Genomic DNA, 13,513 nt, shown 5'->3' on the forward strand with positions numbered 1-13,513 from the left:
GCGGTAGGCGGTCAGGGGTGGGCCGCGTGCAGCGGGTCGGGCCGGTAGTGGTGGCTGTGCCGCCAGCCGGTTCCGACCCGTGTGGCACCGGCGAGGTGTGGGTGGTCGCCGTCGAGGCCGGCGTGGTCGTGCTCGACGACGACCACCGTCTCCCGCTGCGACTGCGACTGCGACTGTGCCGACGGCGATCTCCACAGCCGCAGGGCCAGCAGGGAGGCGGCCAGCGCGATCACGCCCAGCGCGACTACGGCGGACTCCAGTCCGGCCTCCGCCCCCACCCACCCTGCCAGCGGGTACGTCAGCAGCCAGCAACTGTGCGACAGCGAGAACTGCGCGGCGAAGGCCGCCGTACGCTCCTCGGCCGGCGCCGCGTTGCGGATCAGCCGCCCGGTGGGGGTCAGCACCATCGAGCAGGCGGCACCGAAGGCCGCCCACACCACCAGCAGCGCGGGCCAGCGCCAACTCCCGCCGTGCGCGGCCGTGATCGCGCCGAGCCCGGCGAAGACCACGCCGAGCAGCAGGGCGCCGCGCAGCATCACCGTCCGGTCGGAAACCTTCTCCAGCACGCGCGGCAGGAGGAGGGCCACGATCATCGAGCCGCCGCCGTACGCGCCGAGCGCGAGGGCCACCATTCCCGCCGACAGGCCCAGGAAGTCGCGGACGTAGACGACGGAGTTGACGGTCACCATCGCACTCGCGGCGGCGACCGCGAGATTCAGGGCGAGCAGGGCGCGCAGTTGCGGGAGGGTGAAGAAGAGGCGGCTGCCCGCGGTGGCCTTCGCATACGCGCCGTCCGCGCGCGGCGCGGACGTGGCCGACGTGGTCGAGGGCTTGGGCAGGACCGCCGAGACCACGAGCGCGGCCGAGGCGAGGAAGCCCAGCATGGTGCCGGTGAACAGCCAGTTGTAGGTGATTACGGACAGCAGGGCCGCCGCCAGCGCGGGGGAGAACAGGCTCTCCAGGTCGTAGGCGAGCCGTGACATCGACAGGGCCTGCGTGTAGTCACGCTCGTCCGGCAGGACGTCCGGGATGACGGCCTGGAAGGTCGGGGTGAAGGCGGCCGAGGCGGACTGGAGCAGGAAGACGAGGACGTAGACCTGCCAGACCTGGCCCACGAACGGCAGGAAGAGCGCGACCGCGGCTCTGGTCAGGTCGGCGGTGACCATGACCGCCCGGCGCGGGATCCGGTCGGCGACCGCGCCGATCGCCGGGGCGATCAGGACGTAGGCCACCATTTTGATCGCGAGCGCGGTGCCCAGCACCGAACCGGCGTCGGCCCCCGCGATGTCGTACGCGAGCAGTCCGAGGGCCACCGTGGCCAGGCCGGTGCCGACGAGGGCGATGACCTGGGCGGCGAAGAGGTGGCGGTAGGTGCGGTTGCGCAGGACGGCGAGCATGGGGCGGCTCCCGGGCGTGACGGGTCGACAGCACAACGGCATGCCGATCGGCTCGGCATCGAGTGTAGCTGTCATGTGCGCATCTGCGCACATGACAGCTGGATGTCACCGTTCCCTGCCCGTATCCGCTCCGTCGCCGGGTGGCTCTAGGCTGGCCTCATGCCCCAACGCGACGCTGTCCCAACTGCACCCTCGACGCATCTGCGTGCTCCGGACAGCGCCCGGCTGGCCGAGGCGACCGAGGTCTTCGCCCTGCTCTCGGACTCGACCCGGCTGCATCTGCTGTGGCTGCTCGCACAGGAGGAGGCGGACGTCGGTTCGCTCGCCGAGCGGTGTGACGCGTCCCGGACGGCGGTCAGCCAGCACCTGGCGAAGCTCCGGCTGGCCGGACTGGTGGAGACGCGGCGCGAGGGCCGGCACATCCACTACAGCCTCCGCGACGGACATCTGCGGCGCCTGGTCATGGAGGCACTCAGCCACGCGGACCACCGGGTCAGCGGGACGGCCCCGCACGACTGACCGGGCAGCCGTCCTGCCGGATCCACCCTTCGGTGGTGAAGGTCTGCCAGGCCCCGTCGCCTTCGAGGGCCGGGGTGTTGATCTGGTTCACACGGCGGCAGTTGAAGGCGGCGGTGTTGTCGGCCGCGAGGCTCGCCGTGTTGCCCCCGCCGTACCCCTCCAGGCTTCATCCGCCGGATGAGCGCTCCCGGTCAACGTGCGACTTGCGGCGGCCCGTCGACCGAGCCGGTCAGAGGCTCGGCACGGCCGCTTCTTCCCGCCTCGGCTCGGTGACGGCGCCGGCGGCGTCGCTCATGCCCAGGCGGAGGTGCTCAATGTGGTAGACGGCCTGGTCGAGGAGTTCCGCGACGTGGTTGTCGTAGAGGGAGTAGACCACGGAGCGGCCCTTGCGGGTGCCGACCACCAGGCCGAGGTTGCGCAGCAGGCGCAGCTGGTGCGAGCAGGCGGACTGCTCCATGCCGACCTCGGCGGCCAGTTCGGTCGCGGGCAGGGGGCCCTCGCGCAGGCGGGCGAGGATGAGCAGCCGTGAGGGGGTCGCCAGCGCCTGGAGGGTGGTGGCGACCTTGGCGGCGCTGGCGGCGTCCAGGCGCTGGCGCGGAACGCCTTCTGCTGACGGTGCGGCTCCATGACCCATGGGCCCATGGTAGCGGCACCTTCCATGAACACATGAATGTCTCTTCATTTGTTCCTGCTACGGTGGTGGAATCGGACAGCGCTCCGCCCCGCTACTGATGAAGGACCCCACGTCGATGTCATCCACGCTCACCCGCCCGGCGCCGCCCGGCGTCGCCCGTGACGCGGTGGCGCCCCGCCGCCGCACCCGGATCCTCGCCCTGCCCGAGGCCCGCTGGGCCGCAGCCGCGCTGGTGCTGTTCCTGCTCGCGCTGCCGCTGTACCTGGCCGGGGCGCCGGCCTGGGCGTCGGGCCCGCTGTTCGCCGCCGTCTATGTGACTGGCGGCTGGGAGCCGGGCTGGGCCGGACTCCAGGCACTGCGCGAGAAGACCCTGGACGTGGATCTGCTCATGGTCGTCGCCGCGCTCGGGGCGGCGGCGATCGGACAGGTCCTGGACGGCGCGCTGCTGATCGTCATCTTCGCCACCTCCGGCGCGCTGGAAGCCGTCGCCACCGCCCGTACCGCCGACTCCGTGCGCGGTCTGCTCGACCTGGCCCCCGCGACGGCCACCCGACTGACGGACGACGGCGGGGAGGAGACGGTGCCCACCGAGCAGCTGCGCGTGGGGGACACGGTCCTGGTGCGGCCCGGCGAGCGGATCGGCGCCGACGGCCGCGTACTGGACGGGGCCGGCGAAGTCGATCAGGCGACCATCACCGGCGAGCCGCTGCCGGTGGCGAAGGAGGCCGGGGACGAGGTGTTCGCCGGCACTCTGAACGGCACCGGGGCACTGCGGGTGAAGGTCGAGCGCGACCCTGCCGATTCGGTGATCGCCCGCATCGTGGCGATGGTCGAGGAAGCCTCCGAGACCAAGGCCCCCACCCAGCTGTTCATCGAGGAGGTCGAGCAGCGGTACTCGATCGGGATGGTCGCCGCCACCGTCGCGCTGTTCGTCCTGCCCCTGCTCTTCGGCGCGGCGTTGCAGTCGACGCTGCTGCGGGCGATGACGTTCATGATCGTCGCCTCGCCGTGCGCGGTGGTGCTGGCCACCATGCCGCCGCTGCTGTCCGCGATCGCCAACGCGGGCCGCCACGGCGTGCTGGTGAAGTCGGCCGTGGTCATGGAACGTCTCGGTCAAGTGGACGCGGTCGCCCTGGACAAGACCGGCACGCTGACCGAGGGCACCCCGCGGGTCACCGACATCCGCCCGCTGACCGGCTCCGGTCCGAGCGAGGACGAGCTGCTGCGGCTGGCGGCGGCGGCCGAGCACCCCAGCGAGCACCCGCTGGCCCGCGCGATCGTGGACGCCGCCCGCAGCCGCGAGCTGGACATTCCCGTGGTGGAGGACTTCGCCTCCGCGCCCGGTACGGGCGTCACCGCGACCGTCGCGGGCCGGAAGATCGCGGTCGGCAGCCCGGCCCGGCTCCTGGACGGCGGCACGCACCCGGCCGTCGCGGTCGCCGCCGGCCTGGAGGAGGGGGGCCGCACCGCCGTGCTGGTCACGGCCGACGGCACCCCGGTGGGTGTGCTGGGCATCGCCGACCGGCTGCGCGAGGAGGCCGCGGGCACCGTCGCCGCGCTGGGCGAGCTGACCGGCACCGCCCCGGTGCTCGTCACTGGTGACAACCCGCGTGCGGCGGCCCGGCTCGCCGCCGAGGCCGGCATCACCGACGTCCGCGCGGGACTGCTTCCGCAGGACAAGGTCACCGCTGTGCAGGAGATGGAGCAGGCGGGCCGGAAGGTCATGGTGGTTGGTGACGGCGTCAACGACGCCCCCGCGCTCGCCGCCGCGCACACCGGCATCGCGATGGGCCGGGCCGGATCCGACCTCGCCCTGGAGACCGCCGACGCGGTCGTCGTCCGCGACGAGCTGGCGACCATCCCCACCGTGATCGCGCTCTCCCGCCGGGCCCGCCGCCTGGTGGTGCAGAACCTGGTGATCGCCGGTGTGTTCATCACCGGCCTGGCCGTCTGGGACCTGGCCGGCACCCTGCCGCTGCCGCTCGGTGTCGCCGGGCACGAGGGCTCCACCGTCATCGTCGGCCTGAACGGCCTGCGCCTGCTGGCCGACGGAGCCTGGCGCCGCGCCCGCAACGGGACCGGCCGGTGAGCCGCCGTACGACCGGCCCCACCACGGCGGGCGCGGCCCGCTGCACGGTCACCGTGTGCCGGGGCTGCTGCTGCGGCACCGCGAAGATCCCCGGCCTGGACCACGCCGGTCAGCTCGCCCAGTTGCGACAGGCGCTCCCCGACAGCGCCCAGGTGAGAGTGACCGGCTGTCTTGACGCCTGCGAACACGGCAACGTCATCGTCGTCCAGCCCTCCGCCACAGGCCGGGCCGCCGGCGGTCGGCCGGTGTGGCTGGGCCTCGTCAACGACACCGACGCCGCCGACGACATCGCCGCATGGATCGCCGCCGGCGGCCCCGGCCTTGCCGACCCGCCCGGCGTGCTCGACCTGTACGAGTTCACCCCCTCCCGCCGCATCCGCCGAGCCGTCGAGGGCTGACCCGACCCGCCAGCGGCCCAGGTGACAAGAAGACACGGACGGGTATCAGCAGCCCGGCCAACGGCAGGACGATGAAGACCACTTGGTGGACGTGGTCCTTGCCCGGCGGCAGTCCTCCCACCAAGTGCGCGATCCAGAAGGCCGGACAGAACCACGTTCAGCAACGGGTACCCGGGCAGCGGCCTGGTCCGGCTGGAGTTCGAGTTCGGTCCAGCCAGGTTGTGGAACACCGCCTACGGCATGAAGCCTGCCGGCACGCGACCCGGCAGCGCGGCAGCCACTCCGGACCAGTCGGTACGGATTGCCGACCGCTGGCTGAGCGGCCGCCGAAGCGGACTGCGCGCCGCCGAGCCCGAGCTCACGACGGTGTCACGAGGCGGTGAGTCCGCCCGTGCAGGCCGCGCCCGGCTCGGGGGTCTGCGGGCCTTGGACGTACTTGGTGAGGAACTGGTCGACCCTCGGGTCGGCGGCCGTGTTGACGCTGAGCTGGTGGCCCCAGGCCGACAGCGTGATCGTCCCGGACTGAGTGCTGTCCGGGCTCATGAGCGTGTACGGGGTTTTGGTGATCCGGTCGGCGAGGGTCTTGACGTCCGCCTGCGTGGCCTTGCCGTTGTACGTCACCCAGACCGCACCGTGTTCGAGGGAGTGGACGGCGTTCTCGTTCGGGACGGCCTTCGTGTAGACGTTGCCGTTGCAGGTCATCCACACCGGGTTGTGGTTACCGCCGACGGGCGGGTTCATGGGGTAGGCGACCTTGCCCTGGACGTGGTTGCGGCCCAGCTTGCCGGCGTCCCAGGTCTTCTCGCCGGATATCGGCTTCGTGGCTGTGGCGGCCTGCTGCTCCTTCTTCTGGTTGGCGTTGCTGATGGCGTACGTGCCCCAGCCGATCAGCCCGGCGACGATGACCGTGCTGATCGTGACGGTGATGATGCGATTGCGGCGCTCGCGGGACTTCTCGGCGCGGCGCATAGCCTCGACGCGGGCCTTGCGGTCGGCAGCCTGCTTCTTGCTGTTCTTGCTCATGACTGTGTGTTCCTCGTCCCCGCCGCGTGGTGTCGTCGGGCGGTGGTGGGTGCAGGAGGGAGATGGACGGACGCCGGCGGCCGCATGCGTCAGCGGCCGGCACGGTGGCGTCGTCTATGTCCGTTGCACCTGGAGGACGTGGAGATCCGGGGCGCCGCGCGTGGGCGTGAGGCCGAGGGCGCAGGCGAGGGTGGCCGGGCCGGGGAGACTCGGGTTGCGCGGCAGGACCGCCGGTACCGGCTGCGCTGTCGCGGGGAGCACCGCGCGGGCGGCTTGAGTGTCCTGAGCGCAGCACATGTCACCGGTCGGGCAGTGGCCCGGGTGCGTCACGCGCAGCGCGTGGTGCTCGGCCGGGCCCTCCGGCGACGTCCGGACGGCGGACATCGCGGTCATGTGTGCGGGGGCATGGTCGCCGGCAGAACGCGCCACTGAGCCCAGGCACATCACCAGCGCCATGAGCAGCACGGCCAGGGCAGGGCACAGCGCCGCAGCCGGCGTGCTCCGCCACGCGCTGCGGGGCCTGCACTGGGGGCGACCGCTCATCGTGACGATGCTAAGCGGTTCCGTGAACACCCTTCCGGGCGGGTTCCGGCATTGCGTGCTGATGCCCGAGGGGAACCGTTCGTGACCGGGCCGCCCGCCGCACTTCTTCTTCGGCGATCAGGTACCGGGCCCACTCCAGCAGCTCCGGATCCCCTCCGCCGGCACGGGAGTTGGCGCCTGGGCAGCCATAGCGGACTGTCCACCGCTGTGCTGTCGTACGACGGTGACGATCTGCACGACGCGGGTGGGTAGGGCCGGGGCCGCTGGCCTGCGAGGTGGTGGTGGCCGAGGCAGTGGGCTCGCCGACAACGGAGCTGGAGCTGGAGCGGGTGGCCGGGTCGTCGGCCCGCACGGCGGCTGCCGGAGCGCCGATCATCCACTGCAACCTCCACAGAGCCCCACTCGCTGTCACGCTTCGGTAACCGTTCGCGCGGGCGGTGGTGATGGGGCTGCCATGTGGTCTCTATGAACAAGCTATGTGATGGTCAAAAACGCGCCGTCAAATCGTGACACAGCAAGGCATTTAAGGGCGTGAGGGTGGCTGGATAGCTACTGGTCGGTGCTCGGTGCATGTGTTTTCAGGCAAGGCTTACCTAAGTACGGTGAGCCTTGCTTTGTTGATGGCGGGTGTGTGCCGTGGGGGCGGCGTCGGCGGCCCGTCCGTGTCTTGCTTCGGAGGTCCCATGTCTCGTGTCGTCCTGCGGTCCGCGTGCCGGTCCGCCGTGCTGGCGACGGCAGTGTCGCTGTCGGTCCTGGCGCTGGCGGGGTGCAGCGGTTCGAACGATTCGGGAAGCTCGGCCACGTCGTCGTCGGGTGGTTCGCTGAAGGGGCAGACGATCACCGTCTACAGCGGTCAGCACGAGCAGACGGTCAGTGCGCTGGTGAAGGACTTCCAGGCGCGGACCGGCATCAGGGCCAACGTCCGCTCCGGTGACGAGGCCGAGTTGGCCAACCAGATCCTCACCGAGGGACCGGCATCCCCGGCGGACGTGTTCTTCGCGGAGAACCCGCCCGCGCTCACCACCCTGGAGAACAAGGGCCTGCTGGCGAAGGCGGACGCCGCCGGCCTGGCGGCGGTGCCGTCGGCCGACAGCTCGGCCCAGGGCGACTGGGTGGGCGTCTCCGCCCGCGAGGCCGCGTTCGTCTACGACACCAGCAAGGTCAAGGCTGCCCAAGTGCCCGTCGGAGTCAAGGACTTGGCGGGCCCCGCCTGGAAGGGGAAGCTCGGCATCGCGCCGAGCGAGACGGACTTCACTCCTATCGTCACCAGGATGATCAGGACAGCGGGCGAGGCCGGCGCGAAGAGCTGGCTGGAGGGGCTGAAGGCCAACAGCAAGGTCTACGGCAGCAACGAGGACCTGGTCGCCGCCGTGAACCGCGGCGAGGTCGAGGGCGGCGTCATCGACCACTACTACTGGTACCGGCTGCGCGACGAACTCGGCGCCACCCACGTCCACAGCGCACTGGGCTACTTCAAGCAGGGCGACCCCGGCGCGCTGGTCGACGTCTCCGGCGCGGCCGTCCTCTCCCACGGCAAGCACCAGGCCGCCGCCCAGGCGTTCCTCGCCTACTTGACCAGCAAGCCCGCCCAGCAGATCATCGCCACCTCCGAGAGCTACGAGTACCCGCTCGCCGCAGGGGTGAAGAACACCAAGGTGAGCCGGGCGCTGACGGCCTCCGGACCGGTCACCCGGGCCGCTGACCTCGGCGACGGCAAGGACGCCCTGGAACTCCTGCAGTCCGTCGGCCTGCTGTGAGGGCCCTTCGTACGATGCCGGGTCCGCTGCCGCTGGTGGCGGGCCTGGTCGCGCTGCTGGTCGCCTCACCGCTGGTGTTCGTCGGGCTCCAGGCCGCGCAGGCCGGCGGGGACACCGCGCACCGCCTGCTGGTCCGGCCCGTGGTGGGCACGCTGCTGTGGCACACCGTCGCCCTCACGACGGTCGTCACCGCAGGCGCGCTCGTGCTCGGCTTCGCCGCCGCCTACCTGGTGGAACGCACCGACCTGCCCGGACGCCGGGCGTGGAGCGTGGCGCTGGCGATGCCACTCGCCGTGCCGGAGTTCGTCCACGGTTACTCGTGGGTCTCGCTGTTCCCGCAGGTGCAGGGGTACTGGGGTGCGGTGCTGGTGATGACGTCCTCGCTGTATCCGCTGGTGTTCCTGCCGGTGGCCGCCACGCTGCGGCACGCCGACGCCTCCGCCGAGGAGGTTGCGCGCAGCCTGGGGCGCGGCCGGCTCGCGACCCTGTGGCGGGTCACACTGCCGCTCACCCGCCCCGCCCTGGCGGGCGGTGCGCTGCTCGTCTCCCTCTATCTCCTGGGCGAGTACGGGGCGTTCGCGATGCTGCGCTACACCACGTTCGCCACCGCGATCTACAACGAGTACCAGACCAGCTTCGACATGGCCTCGGCCAGCCTGCTCACGCTCGCCCTGGTCGGCCTCGCCCTCCTCCTGGTCGCTCTCGACGCGCGCGCCGCGCGGCGCGGCCGGGTGGTGCGCGAGGGCGCCACCGGACGGGACTGCGCCCCCGTGCCCCTGGGCCGGTGGAAGCCGGTCGCCACAGGCGCGTTGGCCGCGGTGGTGGGGGTGACGCTCGGCGTGCCGGTCTTCGCGCTCGTCCACTGGCTGCTGCGCGGCAGTTCCACCACCCTGCCGTCCGCCTCCATCGTCACCGAGACCGTGACGACGCTGGGGTACTCCCTGACGGCGGCTGCTGTCGCCACGGCCGCAGCGGTGCCGGTGGCGCTCTACTCCTGGCGCCGCCCCACCCGCCTGGCCCGTACCGTGGAGCGCGCCGCCTATCTGACCAGGGCACTGCCCGGCATCGCCGTCGCCCTGTCGGTGGTGTACTTCGCGATCCGCTACGCCCAACCCCTCTACCAGCAGCCGTCGTTGCTGGTAGCCGGGTATGTGGTGCTGTTCTTCCCGCTCGCCCTGACCTCCGTGCGGGCCTCCCTGGCCCATGTGCCGCACGGAGTGGAGGACGTCGCCCGCTCACTGGGGGTCCGCAGGATCCTCGTCCTGGGCAGGATCACCCTCCCGCTGATCCTGCCCGGACTCGGCGCGGCCTTCGCGATGGTCACCCTCACCGCGAGCACCGAACTCACCGCCACACTGCTGCTGCGCCCCACCGGCACCGAGACCCTCGCCACCCAGTTCTGGATCTACACCACCGGCCTCTCCTACGGGGCGGCGGCGCCGTACGCCGCGGTGATGGTCGCGCTGTCCGTGCCCGCAGTCCTGATCCTGACCCGCCGCACCTTCCGCACGCCCTCAACCGCCCCTGAGGAGAACTGAGATGACCGGCCAGCCGGGCCTCTTGATCGAAAGCCTGGAGGCGGCACACAGCCGCAGCCCGGTGCTCACGGGACTCGACCTCACCGTCGAGGACGGAGCCCTCGCCTGTGTCCTCGGCCCCTCCGGCTGCGGCAAGAGCACCTTGCTCCGCATCGTCGCCGGCTTCCATCCCGCGACCCGGGGCACGGTCGCCCTGCATGGCCGCGTCCTGGACGACGGCCGCACCAGGGTCCCCGCCGAGCGCCGACGCATCGGGTACGTGCCGCAGGACGGGGCGCTCTTCCCGCACCTGACCGTCGCCGCCAACATCGGCTTCGGCCTTCCCCGCGCGGGCCGCCGCGAGCGGGTGGGGGACATGCTCGACCTCGTCGGGCTGGACGGCCTCGCCGACCGCCACCCGCACCAGCTCTCCGGCGGCCAGCAGCAACGCGTCGCCCTCGCCCGCGCGCTCGCCCCCGCGCCCCAACTACTCCTGCTCGACGAACCGTTCGCCGCGCTGGATGCCGCACTGCGTACCGAACTGCGCACGGAGGTCGCCGCCACCCTACGGCGCGCGGGCGCCACCGCGATCCTGGTCACCCACGACGTGGACGAGGCACTCGCCTTCGCCGACACCATCGCCGTGATGCGCGACGGCCGCATCGTGCAGGCCGACACCCCGCACACCCTCTACCACCACCCGGCCGACGCGGACATCGCCCGAGCCCTGGGCGAGGCCAACCTGCTGCCCGCCAAACCCGCTGACGGGTACGCCACCACCGAGTTCGGCCCGCTGTCCCTCACCATCGACACCGAGCGGGGAGACGGTGTCGTCATGCTCCGCCCCCACCAACTCCGGATGACTTCCGAACCCGGCCCGCACACCGTCCGGGCCCGAGTCGCCGCCTGCCTGTTCCGGGGCCACGACCACCGCGTCGAACTCGCCCCGAACTCCGGCCGGGACCTGCCCGAACGCCTCGTCCTCTACACGGACGCCCTGCCACCGGCAGTCGGCAGCCAGGTCCACGTCTGTGCGCAAGGCCCCGCCCACCCCCTCCGTGTCGAAGAGCGATTGGCGTAGACGGTGCCCACGGGCTCGTGCCGGAGGTACCGCCTGGTGGAGGCGCACGGCTGCGGTGGGGCGGGACGTCGTTGACGTCTTTGGTACGGCAGACGCTTGAAGCTGCCGAGCCATGGCTTGTCGCGCCGACGCCAGCGTACGCGACGCGGCTGTGCAGGCTTCGCCTCAGGCTGTCGGGTCCCAGAGCCCGGCGGCCTTGCCGCGGGCGAGATGCTCGGCGTAGACGTCGACTTTCCAGGCGATGACGGATCGGCACTCCTCCAGCGCCTGGATCTGTGCGTCGACGCGCTGTCGATGGGCGTCGAGCAGCCGCAAGCGTTCTGCCTCGTTGCCCGGACCTTCCCGTACCAGTTCGGCGAAGTGCTTGAGGTCGGCGAGGGGCATACCGGATTCGCGGAGCTTGACGCAGACCAGCAGCCAGTCGACATCGAAGGATGTGTAGCGCCGCCTGCCGCCCGACGTACGCCGGACCGGCCCGACCAGCAGACCCTCGCGCTCGTAGAAGCGCAGGGCGTGCACGCTCAGTCCGGTTCGTTCGGCCACCTCGCCGATGCTCAGCGACTGCGAGGCGGCTTCGGTGGTCGTCATACCGCTCACTCCAGGACTTGATCTAGACCTTGCTCTAGATCGTAGCGTCGGGGTCATGACCATCACTGATCAGCAGCCGCTCGGCTCGCCTTTCTCCGCTGCCACCCCCGCCGAGGACATCATGGCCGGCCGCGACCTTTCCGGCATGACCGCTGTGGTGACCGGGGGCTACGCCGGGCTCGGCCTGGAGACCACCCGGGCTCTGACGGCCGCCGGAGCCCGGGTCATCGTTCCGGCCCGCCGCCCCCACATCGCCCGTGCCGCCCTTCAGGAGGAGAGGGACTGCGAGGTCATCCCCATGGACCTGGCCGACCTCGGCAGCGTCCGCTCGGCCGCCGCGCACATCAGCGGCTGCCTCGACCAACTCGACCTCCTGATGGCCGTCGCGGGCGTCATGGCCACCCCGGAGCAGCGCGTCGGGCCCGGCTGGGAAGGCCAGCTCACCGCCAACCACTTCGGGCACTTCACGCTCGCCTGCGAGCTCTACCCGCTCCTGGCCGCCGCAGGCGGCGCACGCGTCGTCGTCAACAGCTCCGCCGGACACACCCTGAGCGCCATCCGCCGGCACGACCCGCACTTCCGCACCGGCTACGACAAGTGGCTGGCCTACGGCCAGTCCAAGACCGCGAACGCGTTGTTCGCCGTGCACCTCGACACCCTCGGGCGGGGCGACGGCGTCCGCGCGTTCGCACTCCACCCAGGCAAGATCATCACTGGTCTCCAGCGCCAGATGTCTCTTCAGGAACAGATCGACCGCGGCTGGGTGGACGAGCACGGCAACGTGATCGGCGCCGACTTCAAGACCCCCTCCCAGGGCGCCGCCACCGGCCTGTGGGCCGCCACGTCCCTGCTCCTCGACAGCCGCGGCGGGCTCTATCTGGAGGACTGCGACGTCGCCCGCGTCTCCGCTCCCGACCAGCCCATGGACGGCGGCGGCGTCCGCGCGTACGCCGTCGACCCCGACGAGGCCGCCCGGCTCTGGGACCTGTCCGTCGCCGCGACCGGCGCCACCCCGATCCTCCGATGAACCCGCGCCCTGCATCGCCGCGCTGTCTTCCGCTGCGGCGCTCAGGGCGGTACGGGCCGCTGGGACGGGCGTCGCCTGGAACAGGGCGGTGCCCGCTGCCCGACTGGTTTCGTACGAGCCCGAGCTACACCCATCGCCTTCAGCCGAGTCCAGGGGCCTGGCGGCGCCCGACGTACCGTCGTCTGTGCGGCACGACCGACTGCATCGCCCCCCCCGGCGCCTCGCGGACACGGGCATCGGTAACACGCCGGGCTTCACCCGCATCCTGAAGCGGTGACTTCGTCATCCACCTCCACCGCGGCGTCACCGACCACGGCGCCTGCTGCTGCTCATGCGACTTCTCCGACACCATCGGAGGCCAAACTCAGCACCAGAAGACCAAGCCCTGCACACCTCGCCACAACGGAAAGGTCGAGCGGTGCCTGCGGTTCCTGGTGCGGTCTGGAACATCCACTACAACGGCCGGCCGCACAGTGGAGCGGGCGGCCGGGCACGCGATGAGGCGGACCGGCTGACCCGTTCCTGGCAGCGGGCCACCTGGCCGGGGTCGGTGACGAGGCGGCAGTGGCCGGTGGTCACGACGTTCCAGCTGGTGCGGCTGGCACGGTCGATGTCGTCGAGGACATGGTTGACCGGTCGGGCGGAGGGCAGCGCGTGCCGGGTGAAGATGATCCGCCCCATAGGCACGCTGCCGAGCAGACACGGAGCCTCGGTTCGGTGTCCGCGGGCCTTGGCGAAACGGCGGGCGGCCTCGTCCCTCACAGCACGGTCGACAGCGAGCGCGGAGTGGTGCCGATCGCGGTCCGCCCGGTGATGGAAAGACGGGACCGAGATGCCATCGAGGGCGTGTCCTTCGTGTACGGCGGTACCTGTTCGCCGCACCGGGCCTGAGGCCTGAGCCACTGTCAGGTCTGACGGCATCCATGGAAAGCGACTCGAA

Annotated in this window: 13 protein-coding genes; 7 read left to right on the forward strand and 6 right to left on the reverse strand. The window is 71.6% G+C overall.

Annotated features, from left to right (window positions below; all coding sequences use genetic code 11):
• Positions 1–11: 11 nt before the first annotated feature.
• The gene (locus ACFC8N_RS33880; RefSeq protein ID WP_376292476.1) at positions 12–1,397 is read right to left on the reverse strand and encodes an MFS transporter; all 1,386 of its coding nucleotides are present in this window, start codon (positions 1,395–1,397) and stop codon (positions 12–14) included.
• A gap of 159 nt (positions 1,398–1,556) precedes the next feature.
• Between ACFC8N_RS33880 and ACFC8N_RS33885 the strand changes: the two genes are divergently transcribed.
• Entirely contained in the window at positions 1,557–1,916 is a 360-nt protein-coding gene (locus ACFC8N_RS33885; RefSeq protein WP_356038394.1) for a metalloregulator ArsR/SmtB family transcription factor, read from the forward strand.
• 229 nt (positions 1,917–2,145) lie between these two features.
• Here ACFC8N_RS33885 and ACFC8N_RS33890 read toward each other — a convergent pair whose 3' ends face one another.
• Complete coding sequence (locus ACFC8N_RS33890) at positions 2,146–2,550, reverse strand: ArsR/SmtB family transcription factor (RefSeq protein ID WP_376292478.1); 405 nt, start codon at positions 2,548–2,550, stop codon at positions 2,146–2,148.
• A gap of 115 nt (positions 2,551–2,665) precedes the next feature.
• Here ACFC8N_RS33890 and ACFC8N_RS33895 point away from each other — a divergent pair, with 115 nt between their 5' ends.
• Together ACFC8N_RS33895 and ACFC8N_RS33900 are read left to right on the forward strand one after the other, a co-directional pair.
• Positions 2,666–4,639, forward strand: coding sequence for a heavy metal translocating P-type ATPase (locus ACFC8N_RS33895; protein ID WP_376292481.1), 1,974 nt, complete (start codon positions 2,666–2,668; stop codon positions 4,637–4,639).
• Positions 4,606–5,037 (forward strand): (2Fe-2S) ferredoxin domain-containing protein, encoded by a 432-nt coding sequence (locus ACFC8N_RS33900; RefSeq protein ID WP_376292772.1) that lies wholly within the window; start codon positions 4,606–4,608, stop codon positions 5,035–5,037. The genes ACFC8N_RS33895 and ACFC8N_RS33900 overlap by 34 nt, the downstream gene beginning before the upstream one ends.
• Positions 5,038–5,406: 369 nt before the next feature.
• On the opposite strand, the gene ACFC8N_RS33905 is transcribed toward ACFC8N_RS33900, so the two are convergent.
• Together ACFC8N_RS33905 and ACFC8N_RS33910 are read right to left on the reverse strand one after the other, a co-directional pair.
• Positions 5,407–6,060 carry a DUF3105 domain-containing protein gene (locus ACFC8N_RS33905; RefSeq protein ID WP_376292483.1) on the reverse strand — a complete coding sequence of 218 codons (654 nt, stop codon included), beginning with the start codon at positions 6,058–6,060 and terminating at the stop codon, positions 5,407–5,409.
• Positions 6,061–6,174: 114 nt separating this feature from the next.
• Positions 6,175–6,603, reverse strand: a complete 429-nt coding sequence (locus ACFC8N_RS33910) for a hypothetical protein (protein ID WP_362817154.1) — start codon at positions 6,601–6,603, stop codon at positions 6,175–6,177.
• A 683-nt stretch (positions 6,604–7,286) separates the two neighbouring features.
• Between ACFC8N_RS33910 and ACFC8N_RS33915 the strand changes: the two genes are divergently transcribed.
• The 3 genes from ACFC8N_RS33915 to ACFC8N_RS33925 are packed head-to-tail and all read left to right on the forward strand — an operon-like array spanning position 7,287 to position 10,958.
• Complete coding sequence (locus tag ACFC8N_RS33915; protein ID WP_356039487.1) at positions 7,287–8,360, forward strand: extracellular solute-binding protein; 1,074 nt, start codon at positions 7,287–7,289, stop codon at positions 8,358–8,360.
• 14 nt (positions 8,361–8,374) lie between these two features.
• Entirely contained in the window at positions 8,375–9,898 is a 1,524-nt protein-coding gene (locus tag ACFC8N_RS33920; protein WP_356039485.1) for an iron ABC transporter permease, read from the forward strand.
• A 1-nt stretch (position 9,899) separates the two neighbouring features.
• Positions 9,900–10,958, forward strand: a complete 1,059-nt coding sequence (locus ACFC8N_RS33925) for an ABC transporter ATP-binding protein (protein WP_376292487.1) — start codon at positions 9,900–9,902, stop codon at positions 10,956–10,958.
• Between the two features lie 165 nt (positions 10,959–11,123).
• Here ACFC8N_RS33925 and ACFC8N_RS33930 read toward each other — a convergent pair whose 3' ends face one another.
• A complete protein-coding gene (locus ACFC8N_RS33930) occupies positions 11,124–11,546 on the reverse strand; it encodes a MerR family transcriptional regulator (protein WP_356039479.1) in 423 nt (140 codons plus the stop codon).
• A gap of 55 nt (positions 11,547–11,601) precedes the next feature.
• On the opposite strand from ACFC8N_RS33930, the gene ACFC8N_RS33935 reads away from it, so the two are divergent.
• Entirely contained in the window at positions 11,602–12,573 is a 972-nt protein-coding gene (locus ACFC8N_RS33935) for an SDR family NAD(P)-dependent oxidoreductase (RefSeq protein ID WP_356039476.1), read from the forward strand.
• Between the two features lie 453 nt (positions 12,574–13,026).
• On the opposite strand, the gene ACFC8N_RS33940 is transcribed toward ACFC8N_RS33935, so the two are convergent.
• Complete coding sequence (locus tag ACFC8N_RS33940) at positions 13,027–13,254, reverse strand: hypothetical protein (RefSeq protein ID WP_376292489.1); 228 nt, start codon at positions 13,252–13,254, stop codon at positions 13,027–13,029.
• Positions 13,255–13,513 lie beyond the last annotated feature (259 nt).

Origin of the sequence: Streptomyces sp. NPDC055966 (assembly GCF_042269865.1) — a bacterium.
Classification (GTDB): Bacteria; Actinomycetota; Actinomycetes; order Streptomycetales; family Streptomycetaceae; genus Streptomyces.

Excerpts from the sequence above, each read along its gene's own strand:
- ACFC8N_RS33930 (WP_356039479.1), bottom strand. The coding sequence starts at position 11,546 with ATGACGACCACCGAAGCCGCCTCGCAGTCGCTGAGCATCGGCGAGGTG.
- ACFC8N_RS33915 (WP_356039487.1), top strand. The coding sequence starts at position 7,287 with ATGTCTCGTGTCGTCCTGCGGTCCGCGTGCCGGTCCGCCGTGCTGGCG.
- ACFC8N_RS33880 (WP_376292476.1), bottom strand. The coding sequence starts at position 1,397 with ATGCTCGCCGTCCTGCGCAACCGCACCTACCGCCACCTCTTCGCCGCC.
- ACFC8N_RS33940 (WP_376292489.1), bottom strand. The coding sequence starts at position 13,254 with ATGGGGCGGATCATCTTCACCCGGCACGCGCTGCCCTCCGCCCGACCG.
- ACFC8N_RS33910 (WP_362817154.1), bottom strand. The coding sequence starts at position 6,603 with ATGAGCGGTCGCCCCCAGTGCAGGCCCCGCAGCGCGTGGCGGAGCACG.
- ACFC8N_RS33935 (WP_356039476.1), top strand. The coding sequence starts at position 11,602 with ATGACCATCACTGATCAGCAGCCGCTCGGCTCGCCTTTCTCCGCTGCC.
- ACFC8N_RS33885 (WP_356038394.1), top strand. The coding sequence starts at position 1,557 with ATGCCCCAACGCGACGCTGTCCCAACTGCACCCTCGACGCATCTGCGT.
- ACFC8N_RS33925 (WP_376292487.1), top strand. The coding sequence starts at position 9,900 with ATGACCGGCCAGCCGGGCCTCTTGATCGAAAGCCTGGAGGCGGCACAC.
- ACFC8N_RS33890 (WP_376292478.1), bottom strand. The coding sequence starts at position 2,550 with ATGGGTCATGGAGCCGCACCGTCAGCAGAAGGCGTTCCGCGCCAGCGC.
- ACFC8N_RS33905 (WP_376292483.1), bottom strand. The coding sequence starts at position 6,060 with ATGAGCAAGAACAGCAAGAAGCAGGCTGCCGACCGCAAGGCCCGCGTC.
- ACFC8N_RS33920 (WP_356039485.1), top strand. The coding sequence starts at position 8,375 with ATGCCGGGTCCGCTGCCGCTGGTGGCGGGCCTGGTCGCGCTGCTGGTC.
- ACFC8N_RS33895 (WP_376292481.1), top strand. The coding sequence starts at position 2,666 with ATGTCATCCACGCTCACCCGCCCGGCGCCGCCCGGCGTCGCCCGTGAC.